The following is a 23,509-nucleotide window of genomic DNA, read 5'->3' on the forward strand; positions in this document are numbered from 1 at the left end:
CTCGTCATCGATCTTTACGTAGAGTGCGGTCACGAGGGTGTCCAGGTTCGTCGTCACAAACGATCATGGACACCCTCTCCTCGCGCCCGCAGGCATTCGGAAAGACTCGTCTAGAGGTCCCGCTGCGCGTCGTACAGATTGCGCGGTCGTACGGCGTCCGTGGTGCCGTACAGCTCCAGGCGCGCGTGCAGATCGCCGGTGAAGTCGGGGACGTCGATCTGGTCGAACTCGGTGACCTCGTTGACGCCGACCGTCGCGGAGCGGGGCGCGAGTCCGTCGATCTTCATCAGGCCGGCGCGGCCGTTGGTGACCCTGATGTTCCAGTGGGTGAAGCGGGCGCCGAAGAGCGGGCCCGCGTTGGCGTCTCCGCCGTGCCGGCCGTTGTTGTTCACCGTGATGTCCGTGCGGACGTTGGCGAAGGGCAGGCCGCGGTGGCTGTCGAAGGTGCCCATCCGCATCTCGCCGCGCGACCAGACGTTGTACGAGGACAGCCCTTCGACGTTGATGCCGTGGAGCTGGGTGTTCGGCGGGGGCCGGGACCGTGCGCTGTTCGATGGTGAAGTCCTCGATCAGGTTGTCGTGGGAGCCCTCGCGGCAGAAGTACGGGTGGTGCGAGCCGCGGCCGGCGACCCGGGTGCGGCGCAGGGTGCAGGCGGAGGCGGCGACCAGGCCGAAGCCGTTGTCGACGTTCGTCACCGTGACGTCGTCCACCCAGCAGTCGTACGCGCACTGCAAGGCCACGCCGTTGTAGCCCTTGTCGAGCAGATGCGGGGACTGCGGGGTCTCGACCGCCTCCAGGGTCAGGCCCTCGACGCCGGACCCGGTCAGCTCGGTGACGTGCGTGGTCAGTTGCGGGTTCCACTCGGGGCGTACGTCGAGCGGCAGGGGGCGTTCGAGGGTGACCCGGCGGCCCCGGACGCGGGCGATGCGCACCGGCCACTCGTAGGGGACGTACGACAGCAGCTTGGTCTTGTCGTCCCAGGAGTACGACGCCGGGCCCGGGCCGCCGCCCGCCATGTGCTGGAGCAGGGTGTGCGCGGGGTCGTCCGCGAGGCGGAGGAGGACGAGACGGCCGGGGTGCAGCCCTTCCGGATCGGCGACGGTGATCGTCCACGAGCCCTGCCGGGCCGGTTCCACCGCCGTCAGCGGCGTCCACTCGTCACGCTTGTTGCCGGTCCAGCCCTCGAAGGGCCAGGCGCGGGACCGGACGACGGCGACCAGGGAGTCCCAACGGGCCCTCGGCGCCAGCCAGATGAGACCGCCCGCCCAGGACCACGCCGACTTGTCGCCGCCGTAGCGGGAGCCGTAGACGCCGATCAGTTCGGTGAGGGACTTCGTCGCGTGGAGGGTGGTACGGCCGCTGCCGGCGCCGCACAGCACGACACCCGAGTCGCCGATGTGGATCAGGCCGTCGATGCGGAAGGTGCCGGGCGGGATGGTGACCGTGCCACCGCCGGCCCTTCCGGCGGCGGCGATGGCACGGTTGATCGCGGGGGCACAGTCGGTGGTGCCGTCGGGTACGGCGCCGTACTCGGTGACGTCGGCGAAGTGGCGGGGGCGGGGGAAGCAGGCGGCTCCACCTCGGCAGCCGGCCCGGCCGACGTAGGGGATCTGGGGGTGGGTGAAGGGAGACCGGCCGAACTCATGCCAGATGTCGGGCACTTGGGCCTGTTCGGCGGCCGCCGCCTTGACCGTCGTCCCGATCGCGGTCGCGCCGAGCGCCACGGCCGTGGCACCGGCCAGCAGGGTCCGTCGCGTGAGGTGCGTGCTGCTCATGTCCACCCACCCCTTCATATTCATCTATATGAATGACGTTCAGAATTGCGTCGGCCGTGAGCATGCCACTGCCACTGTCGGGCAGGGAAGAGGTCGTACGGAAGTCAGTCCGCCGGGCGTTCGATCAGATGCCTGAACGCGTCCAGGTTGCGCGTGGACTCGCCCCGGGACACCCGCCAGGCGTACTCCTTGCGGATGGAGGAGGCGAAGCCCAGCTCCAGGAGGGTGTTGAAGGCGCCGTCGGCCGCCTCCAGGACCTGGCCGAGGAGGCGGTCGATCTCGTCGGGGGTGACCGAGGCGAGGGGCAGGCGGGCGGTGACGTAGACGTCGCCGAGGCGGTCGACGGCGTAACTCACGCCGTACAGCTTGAGGTTGCGCTCCAGCAGCCAGCGGTGGACGCCCGCCTCGTTCTCGTCGGGGTGGCGGACGACGAAGGCGTTGAGGGAGAGGGAGTGGCGGCCGACGAGGAAGGAGACCGTCGTGGACAGCTTGCGGGTGCCGGGGAGCTTGACCACGTAGTTTCCGGGCTCGGGGCTCTCCCACTCCAGTTCGGCGTCCTTCAGGACACCTTCCAGGACCTGCCTGGCCTTCTCGACGTCACCCATGGTGGGAGCGTACGCGACGGCGGTGGGACTGGGTCGCGGCCGTGTAGACGTCCGCGGTCTCGGCGGCCGCCCGGTCCCAGCCGAAGGACTGCGCGTGCCGGGCGGCGGCCCGGCCCATGCTCGCCGGGAGGGACGGCTCGTCGACGAAACGGCGCAGCACGCGCGCGTAGTCGGCGGGATGGTGGCCGTGGACCAGGAAGCCGGTCTCGCCGTCGCACACGGCCACCGGCAGTCCGCCGACCGAGGCCGCGAGCACCGGCGTACCGGCCGCCTGCGCCTCTATGGCGACCAGCCCGAAGGACTCGCTGTAGGACGGCATGACAAGCACGGAAGCGGCCCGGAACCAGTCCGCGAGCTGTTCCTGCCCGACCGGCGGGTGGAACCGTACGACGTCCGCGATGCCGAGCCGGGCGGCGAGCTTCTGCAGCCCCTCCGGCTTGGCGAGCCCGCTGCCGCTCGGTCCGCCGACGACCGGGACCAGGATGCGGGAGCGGAGTTCCGGGCGCTCGTCCAGCAGCACCGCCACCGCGCGCAGCAGCACGTCCGGGGCCTTCAGGGGCTGTATGCGGCCGGCGAAGAGCGGGATCAGGGCGTCCTGCGGGAGGCCGAGCCGGGCGCGGGCGGCGGCGCGGCCGTCGGCGGGGCGGAAGCGGTCGAGGTTGACGCCCGGGTGGACGACGGCGACCTTCGCGGGGTCGGCGCAGTAGTGCCGTACCAGCTCGTCGGCCTCCTCGGCCGTGTTGGCGATGAGCCGGTCGGCGGCGGCCACGATCTGGGTCTCGCCGATGACGCGGGCGGCGGGCTCGGGCGTGTCGCCGTCGGCCAGGTTGGCGTTCTTGACCTTGGCCATGGTGTGCATGGCGTGCACCAGGGGCACGCCCCAGCGCTGGGCGGCGAGCCAGCCGACGTGGCCGGAGAGCCAGTAGTGGGAGTGGACGAGGTCGTAGTAGCCGGGGCGGTGACCGGCCCAGGCCTGCATCACACCGTGTGTGAAGGCGCACAGCTGGGCCGGCAGGTCCTCCTTCGCGAGGCCCTCGTAGGGGCCGGCGTCGACGTGCCGGACGAGGACGCCGGGGGCCAGCTCGACCGTGGGCGGCAGTCCGCCCGACGTGGCCCGGGTGAAGATCTCGACCTCGATGTTGATGGCGGCGAGCCGCTGGGCCAGCTCCACGATGTAGACGTTCATGCCGCCGGCGTCGCCGGTGCCGGGCTGGTGGAGCGGCGAGGTGTGGACGGAGAGCATGGCGACGCGGCGGGGCCTGCGGTGCAGTCGTAGCCGTGACGCGGCCGACGGGGAGCGTCGCCCGAGCCTGCTGACGTACTGGCTCACCTGGCGGTCCTCTCCTTGCTGCGGGCATGCCGGACGGAGGACCGACCTCGCCCTCCAAGGAGGTGCAACAGAGGCGGCGGCCGGGCCATTTCCCGATCAAGCAGCTTTACCCAATCATTACCCTCGATCGAGCAACCGTTCGATGCGCTGCCGGCCCGGCAGCCGTTTTCCGGGGCGCGCCCCCGCTTACCCTCGTAGGCATGAAAGCCCGCGCAGCCGCCCGCCCCGTGGGAACGGTGACGCGCGGGACGACGAACCCCAACCGGCTCCGCCGCATGGACCGCTGGATAGCGGCGACCCACGGCACCGAACTGCGCCGCGCCGAGACACCGCTGGCCATCGACCTCGGTTATGGCGCCGCCCCCTGGACCGCCGTGGAGCTGCTCGGCCGGCTGCGGACCACCGCCCCCCGCACGCGCGTGGTCGGTATCGAGATCGAACCCGCGCGGGTCGCGGCGGCGAAGGCGTACGAGCGGCAGGGTCTGACCTTCCGGCACGGCGGATTCGAGGTGCCCGTGCCCGGGCGGCCGATGCTCATCCGGGCCGCCAACGTGCTGCGCCAGTACGACGAGGCCGAGGTCGCCGCCGTCTGGCAGCGGCTGTGCGCGCGGCTCGCCCCGGCCGGCGGCGGCTCGCGCGGCGGACTGCTGGTGGAGGGCACGTGCGACGAGATCGGTCGCCGGCACGTGTGGGTGGCGCTCGGCCCGGAGGGCCCGCGCACCGTCACCTTCGCCACCCGGCTGGGCTCGCTGGAGCGGCCCTCCGACCTCGCCGAGCGGCTGCCGAAGGCGCTCATCCACCGCAATGTCCCCGGCGAGCCGGTGCACGCCTTCCTGCGCGACTTCGACCGCGCCTGGGCCGCCGCCGCGCCCTTCGCCTCCTACGGCGCCCGGCAGCGCTGGCTGCGCGCGGTACGGGACCTGACGGCCGACTGGCCGGTGACCGACGGCCCGGCGCGCTGGCGGCAGGGTGAAGTGACGGTGGCGTGGGGGGCCTTGGCGCCCTGGGGCTGAGATAACCCGTTCGGCGAGGCCGGACCGCCCCATTCGGGATCACCCGTTCGGGAAAGCCGGAACGGAACGATCTCCGTGCGCCGTTCGTCACACCGGCGGGGAGATCGTCATAGCGGCGCGAACTCGGGGGGAACACCCACCTCTGTCGTTTTGTGTCGTGACGTGACACCATCCCCGGAGCATCGTAAGTTACTGACGGTAAATCAGCTTTGGGGGCATGTGTGATGGGCTGGGGCAAGCGCAGCATCCTCTCGGCCGCCGTGACGGTGGTCTGCGCGGTGACCGTGCTGGCGGCGCCCGGCACGGCCTTCGCCACCCCGGCACCCACGCCGAGCACATCCCCGACTCCCCCGCCCAGCAAGGACCTCGAACAGGTCCGCGAGAAGCTCGACAAGCTCTACCACGACGCCGCCGTCGCCACCGACGCCTACAACGCGGCCGAGGAGAAGGCTAAGCAGCAGTCCGCCCAGATCGTCGCGCTGGCCAGGAAGATCGACGAGGGACAGCAGAGGCTCGCGAAGCTCAAGGACCAGGCGGGCGCGGCCGCCCGCGCCCAGTACCGCACCGGCGGCATCCCGCCCACCGCCCAGTTCCTGCTCAGCGACGACCCCGGACAGGTCCTGGACGGGGCCGGGCTGGTGCTCCAGGGCCAGCGGGCGACGAAGTCGCTGATGAGCGAACTGACCAGCACCCAGGACCAGTTGCGGGCGTACGCCGACGACGCCGCCGCGCAGTGGACGCAGCTGGACGGCGAGCGCAAGGCCAAGGCCACCGCCAAGAAGAGGATCGAGCAGCAGATCGCCGCCGCCGAGAAGCTCGAGTCCGAGCTGGAGAAGAAGGACAGGGAGCGGCTCGCCAGACTGGAGGCCGAGGCCGCGCTGAAGGCGCAGACGGACTGGCTGGACACCGGCATACTCGAGAAGATCCACGGCAAGGCGTCCGCGCAGGGCGAGAAGGCGATCGCGTTCGCCACGGCCCAGCTCGGCAAGCCCTATGTGTGGGGCGCCGAGGGCCCGAAGTCCTACGACTGCTCCGGCCTGACCTCCCAGGCCTGGGCGTCGGCCGGCCACCCCATCCCGCGCACCTCGCAGGAGCAGTGGAAGCAGCTCAAGCACGTCGCCGTCAAGGACATGCGCCCCGGCGACCTCATCATCTATTTCGACGACGCCAGCCACGTGGCCATCTACGTCGGCGACGGCGCGATCATCCAGGCTCCCCGCCCCGGGCGGACGGTGACGGTCGCGGGCGCCGGGTCGATGCCGATCCTGGGGGTCGTACGACCGGACGCGTGAGCCAGGTCATCTCCGGCCATGCCCCGTGATGTGCACCATGTGACCCACTCCACCACCAACCCCCGTTCAAACCCCGGCCGGACGTGAGCTTCGTCATTCCCCGTGCCGGGGGGCCGTGTCCAACTGTCGTACGGAAAGCGGCATATGACAGCGGCCTGCGCGGGAGCGGCGCGGCTCACACCATTCCATCGGGGTGGGAGCACCCGCTATGGTCCCCGTCGGTGGCTTCGAGACCCTCGACGCCGCCGTGCCCTCGGGGGGAGGGAAGGAACCCAAGACGATGCCCGTACCCGTACCGCGGCAGAGAGCGATCCCGGCCGTGGAGAGTGGTCAGGCGCAGGCCGCCTCCGCCGTCGGCGGCCCCCTCAAGGAAGAGGCCCACCGCGACGCGATGCCCACGAACGGCACCGGCGCCACTCTCACCCTGCTGCTGATCGAGGACGATCCGGCCGGTTCGCCGATCGTGCCCGACCTGCTGGACTCGGCCGGCAAGCCGATCCGTGTGCGTACCGCCCGGAACCTCACCGAGGCCGAGCGGCTGCTCACCGACGACGTCCACTGCATCCTGCTGGACCTGGCGCTGTCGGCGCCCGGCGGCAGCGACACCGACGACGAGTTGGCCGTGCTCAAGCACGTGCTCCGGCTCGCGCCCCGGCATGCCGTGCTCGCGCTGACCGCCTCCGGGGACGCCGAGCGCGGTGCCGAGGCCGTGCGCGTGGGCGCGCAGGACTACCTCTTCCGGGACGAGCTGGACGGCCGGCTGCTCAGCCGTGCCATCCGGTACGCGGTGGAGCGGAAACGTTCCGACACGGCCGAGCGGCGGCTGGCCGAGGGCCGGCTGCGCGCGCAGGAGAACCGCCGTCTGGAGCGCGGGCTGCTGCCCACGCCTCTGCTGGACGGCTCCTCGCTGCGCTTCGCCGCCCGCTACCGCCCCGGCCGCTCCCGCGCGCTGCTCGGCGGCGACTTCTACGACGCCGTCCGCACCCCCGACGGCACGGTGCACGCCATGATCGGCGACGTCTGCGGCCACGGTCCGGACGAGGCCGCGCTCGGTGTGGAGCTGCGCATCGCCTGGCGGGCACTGACGCTGGCGGGCCTGTGCGGCGACGAACTGCTCGGCACGCTGCAGCAGGTGCTGGAGCACGAGCGGGCCGACGAGGAGATCTTCGCGACCCTGTGCACGGTGGACATCGCGCCCGACGGCCGCCGCGCGGGCCTGTGCCTGGCCGGCCACCCGGCGCCTCTGTTCGCCCGCCCCGGCCGGCAGGCCCGCCTGCTGCCCTACGACAACAACGGCCCCGCCCTCGGCCTGCTCCCCGGCGCCCGCTGGCCCCGGATGCAGGTGGAGCTGGGTTCCGAGTGGAGCCTGATGCTCTACACCGACGGTCTGATCGAGGGCCGCGTCGGCGAGGGGGGCGAGCGACTCGGTCAGGACGGGATGGTGTCGATGATCCGCCGCCAGCTCTCGGCGGGTCTGCGGGGGGAGGAGCTGCTGCGGGCGGCGGTGAGCGAGGTGCGCCAGCTCAACGGTGGGGAGCTGACCGACGACGTGGCCGTGGTGCTGCTGGATCGGGCGCCGTGATCGGGGCCTTGCCGTAGGCGGTGCCTCTCCGTCGCCGGGTGCGGGCGCGGGTGGGTTGCTCGCGCGGTTCCCCGCGCCCCTTGCGTTGGTGTCCGCGCCCGGAATCGGCTAGCGGCCGCCGTTCCACGGCCCGTAAGGACCGTCGCTGCTGCTTCCCCTGCGGCGGCGGAAGCCCTTGCCGCCCGAGACCTGCTGCAGCGCGGGGCGTACGTCCACGAAGAAGACGATCGTGGCGACCAGGCCCGCGAGCTGCAGGAACAGCATGGGCACGAAGAGGTTCACGGCGACCGCGATGCCGAGGATGATCAGCCAGAAGCCCTTGTTCTGCTTGCTCGCGGCGCGGTACGCGTCCTCGCGGAAGATCGCCGCCATCACGAACGCCACGATGGCGAGCGCCAGCATGGCGGTGAAGATCAGCCACATCACTCCGCCGACTGCCGTCATCAGCACAATGCCCACCACCCGAGTCGAGTCTTCCGTACAGCAACCGTACCCGTACAACGGGCCGGACACCCCCAAGGTGCCCGGCCCGCTGTCATCTCGGCGTGATCCCGCCGCTGCCGGTCACTTGGCCGGCGGCGTGGTCTTCTTCGCGGTGGTGGTCTTGCGGGGGGCCGGTGCCTTCTTCGCCACCGGCTTGTCCTCCGCGGCGGGCTCGGCCACGGCCGGCTGCGGCTCGTCCCGGGCCTCGGCCGGCTCGGGCTTGCCCTCGACGGCGATCGCGAAGTCCTCGATCTCCTCGGCGGCCTCGCCGCGCCAGCTCTTCACGGCCTGCTCGCCGTGCTCGGCGACCTTCTCGTAGGTCTCGCGGGCCTTGACGGCGTACTCGGCGGCGACGCCGACCCCGCGCAGGGCGAGGTCCTGCGCCTGCTCGCCGAGCTTCTTCAGGTCGACGTCGAGGGTGCCGAAGAACTCGTTGACCTTCGTCTGGAGGGTCTCCTGCGCCTCCTTGGCCCGGGCGGCGGCCTTCTCCTGCGCCTCCTTGGCCCGGGCGGCGGCCTTCCCCTGCGCCTCCTTGGCCCGGGCGGCGGCCTTCTCCTGCACGGCCTTCGGGTCGGTGTTGCGTACGGCCTCGATACGGGCCGGCGCCTCGGCGCGCAGCTGCTCGACCAGGGCGGGCACCTTCTTGGCCTGCTGGAAGGCGAGGTCGGCGGTGCCGGCGGCGAAGTAGAGCGGGGTCGGGTCGCTGAGGGTCTTGCGCAGGTCGTCGGTGATGGCCATCGTGATCTGGTCCTCCCGGATTCGTGTTCGGCTGAGGTTGGTGTGGTCCGCGGTGGGAGCCGGCGCCCTGGTCCGGTTATCCGGCCGTCCGCCGCGGGCCTGCATCGGCATCGTGTCCGTCGGTGTCCGCTTCTTGAGCGCCGCCCTCGTCTTGAGCGCCGCCCTCGTCGTCGGCGGGCTCGCCGATCCCGAATCCGTTCTCTTTCCGGAAGGACTCGTAGATCTGGAGCAGCACCTGCTTCTGCCGCTCGTTGAGCGAGGGATCGGCGAGGATGACCGACCTGGTCTCCACTTCATCCCGGTCCCGCTCGGCGTCGAGGATTCCGGCGCGGACGTACAGCGTCTCGGCGGAGATGCGCAGGGCCTTGGCGACCTGCTGGAGCACCTCCGCGCTGGGCTTGCGCAGCCCGCGCTCGATCTGGCTCAGGTAGGGATTGGACACGCCGGCGGCGTCGGCGAGTTGCCGCAGCGACAGCTGTGCGTTCCGCCGCTGCTCGCGCAGGTACTCACCGAGATTGCCGACGTTGAGCGATGCCATGCGTCCACCTTGCCCCACCATCGCTAACAATTGCAAGCACCCGCTTGCAAAAGTCTGTCCGCGGGGGGAGAGGGCGACTTCTGGCTGGAGTTACGTGCGTTCTGCCGATCTCGGGCCTGGCGTCGAGGCACGGGGCTACGGTCATGGCCCATGACCGAAGCGACCTACCTGCACAGGACTCGGACGGCCTACGACACCGTTGCCGTCGACTACGAGAGACTCGCTCGCGACGAGCTGAACGCCAAGCCGCTGGACCGCGCCATGCTCGCCGCGTTCTGCGAACTCGTGCAGGCGCCGGGCACGAGACCGGTCGCCGACCTCGGCTGCGGCCCCGGCCGCATCACGGCCCACCTCCACTCGCTCGGAGTGGACGCATTCGGCATCGACCTCTCCCCCGAGATGATCGCGGTCGCCCGCCGGACGCACCCGGGTCTTCGGTTCGAAGAGGGATCGATGACCGCTCTGGACCTGGAGGACAACGGTCTCGGCGGCATCGTCGCCTGGTACTCGACCGTCCACACCCCACCGGAGTCGTTGCCGACCGTGTTCGCGGAATGTCACCGGGTGCTGGCCCCGGGCGGCCACATACTGCTGGCGTTCAAGGTCGGGGACCGGCGTCGGCACCTGGACCACGCATACGGCCACGAGGTGTCGCTCGATGTCTACTGGATGTCCCCTGATCACATCGCCGGCCTGATGAGCAAGGCCGGCCTCGTCATGGACGCCCAGACCATCCGCGAAGCCGACGAGAGCGAGAGACCCCGGCAAGGCCGGCAAGGCTTCTTCCTCGCCCACAAGCCCGACGGCTCGTGACGGGACACCTCGGGTCCGTTCTCGCCCTGGCCGAAAACCGTTGGGCGCTTCTGCCGCACGGGGAACCATGAAGCATGCGACCGGATGGCTGGTACCTCACCGAAGACGTCGACGGCTTTCTCGTCCGGGCCGGGGACTTCCTGCGCTCGCGACCCGGTCCGCACGTCATGCAGTTGACCTGGGCCGAGAGGGTGCGAGCGCGTGGGGCGGAGGCGTTCGGCGCCGAAGCCCCCGTCTTCGGTGTGCTGGAGCGAGGGGGCGAGGTCGAGGCCACCTTCTACCGCCTTCCGCCGCGTGGTTTCGGCCTCTCCCCGCTCACGCCCGAGCAGGCCGACTCCCTCGCCGCCCGCCTGGCCGCCCTCGGGCACTGTGTCCCCTCCGTCAGCGCCGACCACGTGACGGCCGGCGCTTTCGCCGAGGCCTGGCAGCGGCGCACCGGCGCGACGCCGGAACTCCGCGACACGCGGCTGCGTCTGTACCGCCTCGGCACGCTCACCCCGCGGGAGCCGATGCCGGCGGGCCGGGGCCGCGTCCTGGGCGAGCAGGACCTCGAGCAGGTCATGTTCTGGTGCGGCGAGTTCGCCAAGGCCGTCGGGGAAGACGTCTCCATCGACGCCGGCACATGGGCCGGCACCCGCTTCGCCGACAAGCGCTACACGCTCTGGGAGACCCCGGACGGCACCCCCGTCTCCGTCGCGGGCATGAACCCGCTGATCGGCGGCCAGATCCAGGTGGACGTCGTCTACACCCCGGCCCACCTCCGCGGCCGCGGCTACGCGGGTGCCGTGACGGCGGAGGTGAGCCGGGCCGCGCTGGCCGCGGGCGCGAGGGACGTCGTCCTGTTCGCCGACCTGGCCAACCCCACCAGCAACGCCCTCTACCAGCGCCTCGGCTATCGCACGCTCACCGACTGGGCGGCATACGACTTCTCGCACCCCGCACCGCAAGCCGGCTGAGCACCGACGACGCGGGACCGCGCCGGAGAGCGGACGGCTACCGGGCGAGTTCGGCCGGCTCGTTCAGGCGGGTCAGCTTGTGGGGGTTGCGGACCACGTGGATCCGGGTGATCCGGCCGTCCTCCACCGTGAGGCTCACCGCGCTCGGCTCGCCGTCGAGGTCGATACGGCCGGCCGGGGCGCCGTTGAGCCACACCGCCGTCGTCTCCAGGCTCTCCACCCGCAGGTGTGCGCGCGCGAGCAGGTCCGCGACGACGCCGGCCCCGTGGAACGGCCGTATGGCGGCGGCCACCACCCCGCCCCCGTCGGTGATCATGACGACGTCCGGCGCCAGGATCTCCAGCAGCTCCCCCAGCCGCCCGGTGCGCAGTGCGGCAAGGAAACGTTCCACCACCGCCTGCTGCTCGGAGCGGCTCACCCGCACGCGCGGCCGCCGGGCCGCCACGTGCTCGCGGGCGCGCCGCGCGATCTGCCGCACCGTGGCCGCCGTCTTCCCGACCGCCTCGCCGATCTCCCCGTACGGCAGCTCGAAGACCTCGCGCAGCACGAACACCGCGCGCTCGGTCGGCCCGAGGGTTTCCAGGACCGTCAGCATCGCGATCGACACGCTCTCCGCGAGTTCGACGTCCTCGGCGACGTCGGGGCTGGTCAGCAGCGGTTCCGGCAGCCATTCGCCGACGTACTCCTCGCGGCTGCGGGACAGGGCGCGCAGCCGGTTGAGCGCCTGCCGGGTGACGATCCGGACCAGGTAGGCCCGCGGCTCACGCACGTCGGCCTGCTCGACGCCGGCCCACCGCAGCCAGGACTCCTGCAGCACGTCCTCCGCGTCGGCCGCCGAGCCGAGCATCTCGTAGGCGACCGTGAAGAGCAGGCTGCGGTGGGTGACGAAGGGATCCTCGGTCATGAAGCCGGCTGCTCCGAACGCGCGGCCAGGGGAATCTCGCAGGCGTCCGAGAAGCCCTGGGACCTGACTCCGAGCGCCGTGTTGTTCCTGGTCGCGAAGTTGGCGAAGGCGATCGACGCGGTGATCTCGATCAGCGCCGCCGCGCCGAGCCGGTCGAGCAGACACGCGGACAGCTCGTCGGTCACGGTCGGCGGCGTGGCCGACATCGCCTCGGCGTACTCCATCACGTCCCGCTCCAGCGGGGTGAAGACGTCCGACTCCCGCCAGCGCGGCACCTGGCTGGCCTTGGTCAGGTCCAGCTTCTTGTTCTGCGCCTGGAAGTAGTTGACGTCCAGGCACCAGCTGCAGCCGACCAGCGCGGCCACCGCCATGTGCGCGAACGACTTCAGGTTCTCGTCGGCCACGTCCCAGGCGTTCACCCGGGCCCCCATCTCCTGGGCCGCCTCGGCGACCTTGGGGTTGTGCCACGTGGCCTGAAGGGGTTCGGGCACGGTGCCGAACTGCTCGATCAGGACTTCGGTGATCTCGGGGCCGAGCTCGGCCTTCGGGACGCGGAGCGTCATGGTGTCCTCCTCATGCGACGCGGTACGACTCCTGTGCCGACCGGTCGTACGACTCGTGTGCCGACCGGTTCGCCATGAAGACACCACCGGACTGCCGGGTGTGACATCGGGCTCGCCGGGCCGTCGGGACGGTCGTCAGGATTGAAGAAGCGCCCGGCGGTCCGGTCCCGCTACCGTGACCGCCATGGACGACGCCACCGCACCGCACGCAGCCGACAGCCACGACCTGATCCGTGTGCACGGCGCCCGGGAGAACAACCTCAAGGACGTCAGCGTGGAGCTGCCCAAGCGCCGGCTGACCGTGTTCACCGGTGTGTCCGGCTCCGGCAAGAGCTCGCTGGTCTTCGACACGATCGCCGCGGAGTCGCAGCGGCTGATCAACGAGACGTACAGCGCGTTCGTGCAGGGCTTCATGCCGACGCTCGCGCGCCCCGAGGTCGACGTCCTCGACGGGCTCACCACCGCGATCATCGTCGACCAGCAGCGGATGGGCGCCGACCCCCGCTCCACCGTCGGCACCGCCACCGACGCCAACGCCATGCTGCGCATCCTGTTCAGCCGGCTCGGCAAGCCGCACATCGGCTCGCCCAAGGCGTACTCCTTCAACGTGGCCTCCATCAGCGGTGCCGGCGCGGTGACCGTGGAGCGCGGCGGGCAGCAGGTGAAGGAGCGGCGCAGCTTCAGCATCACCGGCGGCATGTGCCCGCGCTGCGAGGGCCGGGGCACGGTCACCGACCTCGACCTCACCCAGCTCTTCGACGACTCCCTGTCCCTCAACGAGGGCGCGCTCACCGTCCCCGGCTACAAGACGGGCGGATGGAACTACCGCCTCTACACGGAGTCCGGCCTGTACGACCCGGACAAGCCGATCCGCGAGTTCACCAAGCGGGAGCTGCAGGACTTCCTGCACCGCGAGCCGACCCGGATGAAGATCGCGGGCATCAACATGACCTACGAGGGTCTGATCCCGCGGATCCAGAAGTCGATGCTCGCCAAGGACAAGGAGGGCATGCAGCCGCACATCCGGGCGTTCGTGGAGCGTGCGGTCACCTTCACCGTCTGCCCCGAGTGCGAGGGCACCCGGCTCACCGCGGCGGCCCGCTCCTCGAAGATCGACGGCGTGAGCATCGCCGACGCCTGCGCGATGCAGATCAGCGACCTGGCCGAGTGGGTGCGGGGGCTGGATGAGCCGACGGTGGCACCGCTCCTGGCCTCCCTGCGGCACACCCTCGACTCGTTCGTGGAGATCGGCCTCGGCTATCTCTCGCTCGACCGGCCCGCGGGCACGCTGTCGGGCGGCGAGGCCCAGCGCGTGAAGATGATCCGCCACCTCGGCTCCTCCCTCACCGACGTGACGTACGTGTTCGACGAGCCCACGATCGGCCTGCACCCGCACGACATCCAGCGGATGAACGAACTGCTGCTGCGGCTGCGCGACAAGGGCAACACCGTGCTGGTCGTGGAGCACAAGCCGGAGGCGATCGCGATCGCCGACCATGTCGTCGACCTCGGCCCCGGCGCCGGTACGGCGGGCGGCACCGTCTGCTTCGAGGGCACCGTGGAGGGCCTGCGCGCCAGCGGCACGCTGACCGGCCGGCACCTGGACGACCGGGCGGCGGTCAAGGACACCGTGCGCAAGCCGACGGGGGCGTTGGAGATCAGGGGCGCGACGACGCACAACCTGCGGAACGTGGACGTCGACATCCCGCTGGGCGTCCTCTGCGTCGTCACCGGGGTGGCCGGCTCCGGCAAGAGCTCGCTGGTGCACGGGTCGATGCCGCCGGGCGCGGACGTCGTGTCCGTCGACCAGACCCCGATCCGCGGCTCGCGCCGCAGCAACCCGGCGACGTACACCGGTCTGCTGGAGCCGATCCGCAAGGCGTTCGCCAAGGCCAACGGCGTGAAGCCGGCGCTGTTCAGCGCCAACTCCGAGGGCGCCTGCCCCACCTGCAACGGCGCCGGCGTCGTCTACACCGACCTGGCGATGATGGCCGGTGTCGCCACGACGTGCGAGGAGTGCGAGGGCAAACGCTTCCAGGCCTCGGTGCTGGAGTACACCTTCGGCGGGCGGGACATCGCGGAGGTTCTGGCGATGTCGGTGACCGAGGCGGAGGAGTTCTTCGCCACGGGCGAGGCGCGCACGCCGTCCGCGCACAAGATCCTGGAGCGCATGTCCGACGTGGGCCTCGGCTACCTCACCCTCGGCCAGCCGCTCACCACCCTCTCCGGCGGTGAACGCCAGCGCCTGAAGCTGGCCACGCACATGGCCGACAAGGGCGGGATCTACGTCCTCGACGAGCCGACGACGGGCCTCCACCTGGCCGACGTGGAACAGCTCCTCGCCCTCCTGGACCGCCTGGTCGACTCCGGCAAGTCGGTGATCGTCGTGGAACACCACCAGGCGGTCATGGCCCATGCCGACTGGATCGTCGACCTCGGGCCCGGCGCCGGCCACGACGGCGGCCGCGTGGTCTTCGAGGGCACCCCGGCGGACCTGGTGAAGACCCGCTCCACCCTCACCGGCGAGCACTTGGCGGAGTACGTCGGCGCGTGAGGGGGCGGGCCGGGCGGTGAAGCGCCGTTGAGCCCCGCGACGGGGCGTCCGGGGCTTCCTGGCCGGCCGGGTCAGCCGGCCAGCACCGTCTCGCACGCCGACCAGGCCGACGGGCTCAGCAGGGGTCGGACGCGGGTGAAGAGAGCGAGCAGTTCCGGCCCCCAGCGGCCGCGGAAGGCGGGGTCCCGGCGGGCCAGGTCGAGTTCGTTGGCGGCGGTCAGCTCGGCGAAGTCCCGGCGCGGGCCGGCCCCGGGGACATGGGCGCGACCGGTGAACCGGTCCTGGAAGAGCCCGTCGTCCTCGGCGAGCGCCGGATAGGTGGCCGCGCGGTCGCAGGAGCCGTACAGGTACACGAGGGCCTCGGCCTCGGTACCGATGACGGACGCCAGTTCGGCCCGTCGGCCGGGCGGCAGCAGGGACTCGGGAAAGCCGTCGGTGCCGTAGCAGGCGTGGCACAGGCCGGCGAGCCGCAGGGCCGGGCGCGCGCCCCACTCGGCGAGCTGTCGCTCCACGCGCCGGAGATGCGCGAGGAGGGTGCCGCCCGGATGCGCGAGGTCGGCGGCTCCCAGGTCGCGCAGGAACGCGACCGCGGTGGCCGGGGAGTCCGGCACGGGTCACCTCCGTCCGTCGGCCCGAAGGGCATCGCCCTGCCGATCATCCGGCGGCCGGCGTGAGCCGGTCAATCCTCGGTTTCCCTCCGCCGGTCCAAGCCTTCGCTTCACCCGCTCCCCGACCTGGGGGCACTCGCCGAGCACGGCGACTCCGTGCCCTGGTTCAGCAACCGATCCCCGCCAGCCACTCCCCCACCGCCCCGAAGTCCGCCTCCGTCAGCCCGTGCCGGTGGTCCACCCGGTGCAGCAGGGCCGGTCCGGGGTGGTGGACGGCGGTCCAGGCGCGGTCGGGGGCGGTGATTTCGTCGTCCAGCCAGACGAAGGGGCGGCCCGCCGCCCAGGCGACCAGGGGCCGGGTCTTCCAGTGCAGCCGGCCTGGGGGCTCGGGCTCGTCCGGCCACGGGACGACCGGGAGCGGCGGCAGGCCCAGCCAGGGCGCCAGGCAGCTGTTGGCCTCGTCCATCCAGGTCGTGGCCCACACCAGCTCGCAGCCCAGCGCGGCCAGCCGGGGGCCCAGCGCCGGATCGACCCGGTTCAGCAGCGGGTGTTCACCGACGGCGGCCGAGGGGCCGTCGTACAGCTGGTAGGGGCCCGCCCCGAAGGGGATGAGCGGGCCGTCGACGTCGAGGAAGAGCAGCATCACCGTCCAGGATCAGTCCTGGAAGCCCTGCGCGGCGAGGATTTCGTCGATCCGCGCCCGGTGGGCCTTCTCCCAGTCGTCCAGGGTCTCCTCGGACTCCTTGGCGAGCTTGGCCTGCGCGGCCCGCAGGACCTCCTCCGCACGGGATGCCGGTACGGCGACCACGCCCTCCTCGTCCGCCACGACCACGTCCCCGGACTCGACCCGTACGCCCCCGCAGCGCACAGCCCGGTTCAGCGGCCGTACGGCCTTCTTGGCGCCGAGGACGGGGATGACGCCGCGGGCGAAGACGGGGAAGGCCATCTCCCGGACCTCGCCCAGGTCGCGGATCAGGCCGTCGGCGACGAACGCGGCCACGCCGCGGCGCCGGGCCACCGCGCACACGTTGCCGCCGGCCAGCGCGTAGTGGAGGTCGCCGGACTCGACGACGACGACCGAGCCGGGCGCGGCGCGGTGGACGGCCGCGTGCAGCATGAGGTTGTCGCCGGGCGGGCAGCTGACGGTGAACGCCGGTCCGGCCACCCGCGGGACCGGCCGCCACAGCGGCCGTATGCCGATGTCCATGACCTGTGCGCGGCCGAGGAGGTCGGCGAGGGTCGTGGTGGGCACTTCGCTGAACGCTGCTGTCTGGGTCATGGCCCGCGCGCTATCCCGGTCCGAACACGCCGTCCCTGTTCAGGAGTTCAGAAGGGGAGCGGACGGGCGTGGACCACGTCCAGGCGGGAGACCGCCCTCGTCAGCACGACGTACAGGCGATGCGCGCCGCGCTCCTCCGCCTCCGCCACCGCCGCCGGTTCCACGGCCACCACATGGTCGTACTCCAGGCCCTTGACCATGCTCGCGGGGACCAGGGTCACGCGGGCGCCGAGCTCGTCCGGGCCGGCCGGGTCCAGGCCCGCCGCCGTGAGGGCCGCCCGTACGGCGTCCACGTCCGCGTCGGCCGCCACGACGCCCACCGAGCCCTCGTGGGCCAACGCCTCGCGTACCGCGGTCACGGTCGTGCCCGGCACGTCGTCGGTCGGGCGCAGCCGCAACTCCCCGTCCGCGCGGAGGGATTCGGCCGGGGGCACCGACACGTCCAGGCGGGGCAGCAGCCGGTTGGCCAGGTCCACGACGGCCGCCGGCACCCGGAAACCGGTGGTCAGCGGGACCACGGCCGCGTCCGGCCGGCCGAGGTGGCGCAGTTGGACGGACCAGTCGCGGGCGGCCCACGCGGTGGTGCCCTGGGCGAGGTCGCCGAGGACGGTCAGCGAGCCGAAGGCCGCGCGGCGGGCGATCGCCCGGCACTCCATGGGCGAGAGGTCCTGCGCCTCGTCGACGACGATGTGGCCGTAGCCCTCCGGGTGCTCGATCAGCCCGGAGAGCTCGTCCAGCAGGACCAGGTCGGCGGCCGACCAGCGGGCCGACTTGTGCGAGCGCGGCGGGCGCGGCCACACCAGCGCCGCCTGCTCCTCGGGGTCCAGCAGCCCGTCGGCGGCCCGCGCCAACTCCGCCGGGTCGGTGAGGAGTCGGGCCAGCACCTCCTCGGGGCGGACCTTCGGCCAGACCAGGTCGAGGTGCTCGGTGAGCGGCCGGGCCCGTTCGATGCGGCGCGCCCAGGAGGCGGGCAGGACCCCGGCGTGCCGTTCGGCCCGCTCGCGCAGCCGCCGTACCACCCGGGTGCGCACCCGTTCGCGGCCGATGGCGTACGGCGGCTCCTCGGTGCGCACCGCCTCGACGATGGCGGCCAGTTCACCGGCGGGCACCCGCCACCGGCTGGAGCCGTCCTTCACGGCGAGGTCGGTCACGCCGTCGGTGGTGACGCGCCCGTACAGCGCCCGGCGCAGCACCTCGGCCATCCGGGGGTCGTGCTTGAGCGCCGCCGTGTCCGCCGGGTCGGTGCCGGTGACCGGGTGCCGGGCGATCTCCTCCAGGAGCGTCGACTGGCCTACGCCGGTCTCGCCGAGCGAGGGCAGCACCTCGGCGATGTAGTGCAGGAACGTGCGGTTGGGGCCGAGGATCAGCAGTCCGGCGCGCTGCAGCCGCTTGGGATGGGTGTAGAGCAGGTACGCCGCCCTGTGCAGGCCCACCGCCGTCTTGCCGGTGCCGGGCGCGCCCTGGACGCACACCGAGTCGGCGAGGGCGGCGCGGACCAGGTCGTCCTGTTCGGGTTGGATGGTGGCGGCGATGTCGCGCATGGGTCCGACCCGCGGCCGCTCGATCTCGCGGGCCACGATGTCGCTGGCCCGGGACTCGCCCCGGCCGAGGTGCTCGTCCTCCAGGCCGGTGAGGTCGGCGGACGCGCCCCGGCTGCCCGGCGCCCAGCCGAACCGTCGCCGCACCTCGACGCCTCGCGGGTCGCGGGCGCTCGCCTGGTAGAAGGCGCGGGAGACGGGGGCCCGCCAGTCGACCACGAGGGGCGGGACGGCCGGGTCCTCGGTGATCCGGAGCCGGCCGAGGTGGTAGCTCTGCCCGCCGTGCCCGGGGTCGCCGGCGGCGAAGTCCAGGCGGCCGAAGAACAGCGGGCCGGGCGGCAGTTCGCGCAGCGCCTTGGCCTGGCTGCGCAGGTGGTAGCCGAGGACCTCGGCGTCGGCTCCGGAGGCGGAGACGTCCTCGCCGATGACGACCTGTTCGGCGGCGCCCTCGACCATGGCGGCGAGGGCGGCACGGCAGGTGTCGTGGTAGGCGCGCTCGGTGTGCAGGGTGTTCGTGAGGGCGGGGTCGAGTGACGTCATGGCGACCAGCGTACCGCCACAGCGTTACCGAGTTATATTTTTAACCGAGTCTCACTTCTCACGTCTCAACTCCGGCAGCCCCTCCCCCAGCCGCCGGAACGCCCGCTCGGCCGCCCGTACGGCGTCCGGCGCCACCTCCTCGATCCGCTCCCCCGCCGCGATCCGCCGCCAGTTCTCCTGGGCGAGGATGCGCTGCACGGCGATGATCTGCCCGGCGGCCAGCCGTTCCTCCAGCCCGCCCCCGAGCGCCTCGGCGAGCGCCGCCTCCGACCGCTCCAGGTGGGAGTGCGCCCGCGCCACCAGGGCCGGGGTGCCGTAGAGCAGGGTGTGGAAGGCGAGCACCTGGGGGTGGTCGTTCAGCCCGGTGACCGGGTCGCGCCGCTCGAGACCGGCGAGGAAGTGCCGGCGCAGCGCGTCCACCGGATCGGCCGCGCCGGCGACCACCCGCGCGGCCTCCGTCTCGTGGTCCGCGATCCGGTGCAGGACCAGGTCCTCCTTGGCCGGGAAGTACCGGAAGAGGGTCGGCTTGGAGATCCCGGCCGCCGCCGCGACCTCGGCCACGGACACCGCGTCGAAGCCCCGCTCCAGGAACAGCCGTACGGCGATGTCCGACACGTCCTGGTACATCCGCTGCCGCTTGCGCTCACGCAGGCCCATCTCACCCATGGGGCGAGCCTACGCAGCGCCGCCCGGGCGGGTGGGCCAGGCCAGGGCGCGGGCGAGGTAGGGGTTGGTCCGGCGCCGCGACGACAGCCCCAGGGAGGCGGTGGCCGCCGCCAGGGTCATCGCGTACGAGTCCACCGCGCGGCGGACGTTGGGGGCGTCCAGGCTCGCGCCGGTGACCAGGCGGTCGAGGTCGACGTAGGCGGAACGGACGATCTCGATCCACCGGTACACCCGCCAGTCCTCCTGCCAGTTCCTGGTGAACCGGTCCGGCAGCCGGCTCGCCCAGCGGCGGAACATGCGGTCGCGGATCTCCGGCCGGGTCGGGGTGAGGTGCATGTGCCGGACCAGCTCGTACAGCGGGTCGCCGACCACCGCCAGCTCCCAGTCGATGAGGGTCAGCGCGAGATCGTCACCGCGGCGCACCAGGTTCCAGGGGTTGAGGTCGCCGTGCAGCAGGGCGGCGGCCCGGTCGGTGACCTGGTGCCGGGCGAGGATCTCGCGCAGCCGGGCCGCGTCGGGCAGGCCGAGGAAGCGGGCCAGCTGCTGCGACTCCTTGGGCAGCCGGGCCACCAGCGCCACCAGCTGGTCGCTGAGCCAGGCGTAGAAGCCGGGCCGGCCGGCCAGCGGGTCGACCAGGGTGTAGTCGACCTCGGTCAGTGCGGCCAGCTGGTCGACCAGGCGGTCCGCCTCGTGCGGGAGCAGCCCGTGCACCGGATGCTCGGGCCGCCGGCCGACGTCGGGCCGGCCCTCGTAGGTGTGGATGGCGAAGCGGTCCCCGGAGTAGGTCCGGATGGCGGACAGGCTCTTCGAGTGGCTCTCCCCCAGCGCCAGCACCCGGGGCGCGGCCACCGCCGCCCCGGACCGCTCGATGGCCTGGAGCACGGCGTGCTCGCTGAGGAAACTGCGCTCGCGCCGGGTGACGTCCGCGACCTTGCGGCGGACGACGACCGGGAACGGCGTGCCGGGGACCTGGAGCACCGTGTTGAGGTGCGCGGTGCCCTTGAACACCCGGTGGGCCGGGGCCGCGCCCTCCAGGACCAGGGCGTCGGCGACCGCGGAGTGCGGGAAGTCGGGGGGTGCCGGCACCCGCCGGTCCGGCTTCCAGTCGATCGCCCGGGCGACCGGGCCCCGCCACGGCCCGCCACCGGCCGGCGCCGCCGCTCCCGTGACCGTCGTGGTACCGGGCTGTACGGACGCCGCGCGCCAGCGGAACAGGATCCGCTCGATCTCCTCCCGCCCCGGCACCCGGCCCAGCCTCAGCGGTTCGGCCGCCGCCTGCACGGCCTGGTGCACCCATGCCGTCGCCTCGTCCAGGCTCTTCTGGTCGAAGGACTCCTCCAGCGACTTCGCGGCCCGCATCACATCGGGGTACACCGACTGCGCCCGTTCGAAGGCCACGTAGTGCCGCAGATCGCGGGCCACCCCGTTGACCGCGGCCGGCCGCACCCCGCCCATGGCGCGCGCCCACGCCTCGATCACCTCGCCCCACTGGTGGTCCGGATACTGCATCCGGACCAGGTGGACGGCGAGGTCGTGCAGCGGATCGCCGTAGGTGGCGAGTTCCCAGTCGACCCAGATCAGGGGCGGATCACCGCCGTACGACATGATCACGTTGTCGCGGTGCAGGTCGGCGTGGAGCAGTCCGTAGGGGCGGCGGGACATGGCGGGGACCCGTTCGGCCAGCCGGACCAGGGCGTCCTCGGGGATGCCGAGAGCGGCGAACAGGCCGCCGAAACGGGCCCAGTTGGGCTTGCGGATCTGCAGGTCGGCCAGCCGCGCCAGGGTCTGCAGGAAGCCCTGGCTGTCGGTGTGGTTACGGGGCCACAACGGCGACAGGGGCGGCAGCGCGGGGCCCCGCACCTGGGCCGCCTGGGCGAGCAGGTCCGCCAGGGCCCCGACCAGCAGGCGATCGACCGGTTTGCCGGCCCGGCAGACGCTGGAGAGCGGCACGCCTTCCACATAGCTGTGGATGGCGAAGCCGTCGCCTTCGACCAGGCACTCGGGCACATTGGGCAGCACGCCCTTGACGGCCCGCAGGATCCCCGCCTCGCTGCGCCACGTCCGGATCACCACGGGCAGGGCGTCGGCGCGCGGCAGCCGCACGGTCACCAGGGTGCCCGGCTTCCGGCCCAGCAGCCGGGCCATGGGCTCGGGCAGCGGCAGCACGTGGTTGTCGTTGTGGAAGCCGCCGCTGGTGCGCCCCCGCGCGGCTGCCTCCGTGACGAACGCCCGCCATACGGCGTCGGTCCGGGCCCGGCCGGAGCGCGGCCCCGCCGTGTCGCGGGGGACGGGTGGTGCGCCCACTGGTCGCTCCGGGTTTCGATCACGCTGCGCTGGAGGGGGACGGGACGGGTCGGGGGAAAAACGCTAACTCCCCGGACGACGGACAACACAACCTGCGGCCCGGTCGAGCAGCCAGGCGGGTGGTGTGCCACTCGTCCGCGCCGAGCCGGCAGAGGCTGGCTCGTCGCCATCCCTCACGCGAGAACCCGAGCGGTCGCTCGGACGGTAGCCGGATGGTATCCCATACCCGACGGTGTTCCGGGCCTCACGCCTGTGCCGCCGTCCCGGCCGCCGGCTTCGCGGCCTCGTCCGTCAGCAGCTCCCACGTGGCCTTGAACCACGCCTTCATGCCGTCCACGAAGGTCGACCCCGGTGAGTCGGCACGGGCGTCGCGCACGTGGTGGGTGAGCGTCGCGCCGAGCCCGAGGACGTCCACGGCCCGGACCTCCTCACCGGTGTCGAACATCACCGGGCGGACGAGCGGTATGTACGGGCCGTGCAGCACCTCGGAGCGGTTGATGACGTAGAGCTTGAACGTGGGAGCGAAGGGGGCGTGGCGGAACTCGTACTCCACCTCGGGGACGAGCTGCTCGGCGCTCAGCTCGCCGAGGACCTTGTGCAGCGAGGCGGTGTGGGCCTCGGTGATGCCCCGCAGCCGTTCCCGCAGCCGTTCGTCGTGTCCCGGCTCCACCCCGCGCGGATAGGGCAGGGCGTCGATCGCGGACGGGAGGATCAGGCGCAGGGCGATGCGCCGGGGCGCGATGATGCCGGCGCGGATCCGCTCCGCCTGCAGATGGATGTGGGTGTCCAGGCTCTCCGAGGTCAACGTGTAGATGTCCAGCGTGACTTCGGACTGCTCGAACGCCTCGGCGATCAGCGGCCCCAGGGTCAGCTGGCGCCGGGACCTGCTCGCCCGGGGCGTCGAGGACTGGATGCGCTGGTTGCGCACCACCCGCGAGCCCTTGCCCTGCCGGGACTCGATCCACTCCTCACCGCGCAGGACGCGCAAGGCCCGCTGCACGGTGTCCCGGGAGACCCCGAACTCCCTGGCCAGCGTGGCCTGGGAGGGCAGATAGGTCTCCACCGGATAGAAGCCGTCGGCCATCCGGGCCCGCAGCTCCTCCGTGACCCGGAGAAACTCGTGCCCGCCGGCCTCGTCCTTCCGCTCCACCGTCATGCGCCGTACGTACCTCCCACGCACCGTCGGCAAACCCACGTCCGTCAGGCAACCAGTCAAGTCAACTGCGCGGTTACTAGATCTAGTTGGCCGGGCATGCTGCCACAAGCAGTCAACTTCGTCAGTCAACAGCGCGGACTTGAGGGGTTGACCGGTTGCCGGGGGCCCGGAAGGGGTGCAAGCCGTGACGATCCATGTGCTCGGATTCGACGTGCAGATCGACGACCTGACCCAGCTGGTCCTCTGGGGCGTGGGGGCCCTGGCGTCGCTG

General features: G+C 72.2%; 20 protein-coding genes and 1 pseudogene. 6 read left to right on the top strand and 15 right to left on the bottom strand.

Annotated elements, in window-relative coordinates:
- Window positions 1–110: 110 nt before the first annotated feature.
- The 3 genes and pseudogenes from ACIBJF_RS28090 to mshA form a co-directional block, all read right to left on the bottom strand.
- Window positions 111–1,776: pseudogene (locus ACIBJF_RS28090) on the bottom strand (glycosyl hydrolase family 28-related protein).
- A 104-nt stretch (window positions 1,777–1,880) separates the two neighbouring features.
- Window positions 1,881–2,381: a YbjN domain-containing protein gene (locus ACIBJF_RS28095; protein WP_399177815.1), complete on the bottom strand. Its 501-nt coding sequence runs from the start codon at window positions 2,379–2,381 to the stop codon at window positions 1,881–1,883.
- Entirely contained in the window at window positions 2,374–3,711 is a 1,338-nt protein-coding gene (gene mshA / locus ACIBJF_RS28100; RefSeq protein WP_399177817.1) for a D-inositol-3-phosphate glycosyltransferase, read from the bottom strand. Before mshA ends, ACIBJF_RS28095 begins: the two co-directional genes overlap by 8 nt.
- A gap of 200 nt (window positions 3,712–3,911) precedes the next feature.
- Between mshA and ACIBJF_RS28105 the strand changes: the two genes are divergently transcribed.
- From ACIBJF_RS28105 to ACIBJF_RS28115, 3 genes are all read left to right on the top strand, one after another.
- A complete protein-coding gene (locus ACIBJF_RS28105) occupies window positions 3,912–4,724 on the top strand; it encodes a class I SAM-dependent methyltransferase (protein WP_399177819.1) in 813 nt (270 codons plus the stop codon).
- A gap of 224 nt (window positions 4,725–4,948) precedes the next feature.
- On the top strand, window positions 4,949–6,016 hold the full coding sequence (locus ACIBJF_RS28110) for an NlpC/P60 family protein (protein ID WP_399177821.1): 1,068 nt from the start codon (window positions 4,949–4,951) through the stop codon (window positions 6,014–6,016).
- A gap of 280 nt (window positions 6,017–6,296) precedes the next feature.
- The gene (locus ACIBJF_RS28115; protein ID WP_399177823.1) at window positions 6,297–7,598 is read left to right on the top strand and encodes a PP2C family protein-serine/threonine phosphatase; all 1,302 of its coding nucleotides are present in this window, start codon (window positions 6,297–6,299) and stop codon (window positions 7,596–7,598) included.
- A 108-nt stretch (window positions 7,599–7,706) separates the two neighbouring features.
- Here ACIBJF_RS28115 and ACIBJF_RS28120 read toward each other — a convergent pair whose 3' ends face one another.
- The 3 genes from ACIBJF_RS28120 to ACIBJF_RS28130 form a co-directional block, all read right to left on the bottom strand.
- Window positions 7,707–8,042: a DUF2516 family protein gene (locus ACIBJF_RS28120; protein ID WP_390682302.1), complete on the bottom strand. Its 336-nt coding sequence runs from the start codon at window positions 8,040–8,042 to the stop codon at window positions 7,707–7,709.
- A gap of 120 nt (window positions 8,043–8,162) precedes the next feature.
- A complete protein-coding gene (locus ACIBJF_RS28125; RefSeq protein ID WP_399177825.1) occupies window positions 8,163–8,819 on the bottom strand; it encodes a hypothetical protein in 657 nt (218 codons plus the stop codon).
- Between the two features lie 76 nt (window positions 8,820–8,895).
- On the bottom strand, window positions 8,896–9,357 hold the full coding sequence (locus ACIBJF_RS28130; RefSeq protein WP_399177827.1) for a helix-turn-helix domain-containing protein: 462 nt from the start codon (window positions 9,355–9,357) through the stop codon (window positions 8,896–8,898).
- A gap of 150 nt (window positions 9,358–9,507) precedes the next feature.
- Here ACIBJF_RS28130 and ACIBJF_RS28135 point away from each other — a divergent pair, with 150 nt between their 5' ends.
- On the top strand, window positions 9,508–10,170 hold the full coding sequence (locus ACIBJF_RS28135) for a class I SAM-dependent methyltransferase (RefSeq protein ID WP_399177828.1): 663 nt from the start codon (window positions 9,508–9,510) through the stop codon (window positions 10,168–10,170).
- 74 nt (window positions 10,171–10,244) lie between these two features.
- Window positions 10,245–11,126, top strand: coding sequence for a GNAT family N-acetyltransferase (locus ACIBJF_RS28140; RefSeq protein WP_399177830.1), 882 nt, complete (start codon window positions 10,245–10,247; stop codon window positions 11,124–11,126).
- Between the two features lie 37 nt (window positions 11,127–11,163).
- Here ACIBJF_RS28140 and ACIBJF_RS28145 read toward each other — a convergent pair whose 3' ends face one another.
- Both ACIBJF_RS28145 and ACIBJF_RS28150 read right to left on the bottom strand, forming a co-directional pair.
- Window positions 11,164–12,030 carry an RNA polymerase sigma-70 factor gene (locus ACIBJF_RS28145; RefSeq protein ID WP_399177832.1) on the bottom strand — a complete coding sequence of 289 codons (867 nt, stop codon included), beginning with the start codon at window positions 12,028–12,030 and terminating at the stop codon, window positions 11,164–11,166.
- A complete protein-coding gene (locus tag ACIBJF_RS28150) occupies window positions 12,027–12,593 on the bottom strand; it encodes a carboxymuconolactone decarboxylase family protein (protein ID WP_399177834.1) in 567 nt (188 codons plus the stop codon). The genes ACIBJF_RS28145 and ACIBJF_RS28150 overlap by 4 nt, the downstream gene beginning before the upstream one ends.
- A 184-nt stretch (window positions 12,594–12,777) precedes the next feature.
- Between ACIBJF_RS28150 and ACIBJF_RS28155 the strand changes: the two genes are divergently transcribed.
- Window positions 12,778–15,147, top strand: a complete 2,370-nt coding sequence (locus tag ACIBJF_RS28155; RefSeq protein WP_399177835.1) for an ATP-binding cassette domain-containing protein — start codon at window positions 12,778–12,780, stop codon at window positions 15,145–15,147.
- A gap of 71 nt (window positions 15,148–15,218) precedes the next feature.
- Here ACIBJF_RS28155 and ACIBJF_RS28160 read toward each other — a convergent pair whose 3' ends face one another.
- From ACIBJF_RS28160 to ACIBJF_RS28190, 7 genes are all read right to left on the bottom strand, one after another.
- Window positions 15,219–15,758, bottom strand: coding sequence for a DUF6817 domain-containing protein (locus tag ACIBJF_RS28160; RefSeq protein WP_399177837.1), 540 nt, complete (start codon window positions 15,756–15,758; stop codon window positions 15,219–15,221).
- A gap of 163 nt (window positions 15,759–15,921) precedes the next feature.
- The gene (locus ACIBJF_RS28165; protein ID WP_399177839.1) at window positions 15,922–16,398 is read right to left on the bottom strand and encodes an HAD domain-containing protein; all 477 of its coding nucleotides are present in this window, start codon (window positions 16,396–16,398) and stop codon (window positions 15,922–15,924) included.
- Between the two features lie 12 nt (window positions 16,399–16,410).
- On the bottom strand, window positions 16,411–17,034 hold the full coding sequence (locus ACIBJF_RS28170; protein WP_399177841.1) for an RraA family protein: 624 nt from the start codon (window positions 17,032–17,034) through the stop codon (window positions 16,411–16,413).
- Window positions 17,035–17,081: 47 nt separating this feature from the next.
- A complete protein-coding gene (locus ACIBJF_RS28175) occupies window positions 17,082–19,112 on the bottom strand; it encodes a HelD family protein (RefSeq protein ID WP_399177842.1) in 2,031 nt (676 codons plus the stop codon).
- 51 nt (window positions 19,113–19,163) lie between these two features.
- Complete coding sequence (locus ACIBJF_RS28180; RefSeq protein ID WP_399177844.1) at window positions 19,164–19,778, bottom strand: TetR family transcriptional regulator; 615 nt, start codon at window positions 19,776–19,778, stop codon at window positions 19,164–19,166.
- Between the two features lie 9 nt (window positions 19,779–19,787).
- Entirely contained in the window at window positions 19,788–22,082 is a 2,295-nt protein-coding gene (locus ACIBJF_RS28185) for a phosphotransferase (protein ID WP_399177846.1), read from the bottom strand.
- A gap of 244 nt (window positions 22,083–22,326) precedes the next feature.
- On the bottom strand, window positions 22,327–23,238 hold the full coding sequence (locus ACIBJF_RS28190) for a GntR family transcriptional regulator (RefSeq protein WP_399177848.1): 912 nt from the start codon (window positions 23,236–23,238) through the stop codon (window positions 22,327–22,329).
- Window positions 23,239–23,509: the final 271 nt, after the last annotated feature.

Source organism: Streptomyces sp. NPDC050743, from assembly GCF_044456925.1.
GTDB lineage: Bacteria > Actinomycetota > Actinomycetes > Streptomycetales > Streptomycetaceae > Streptomyces.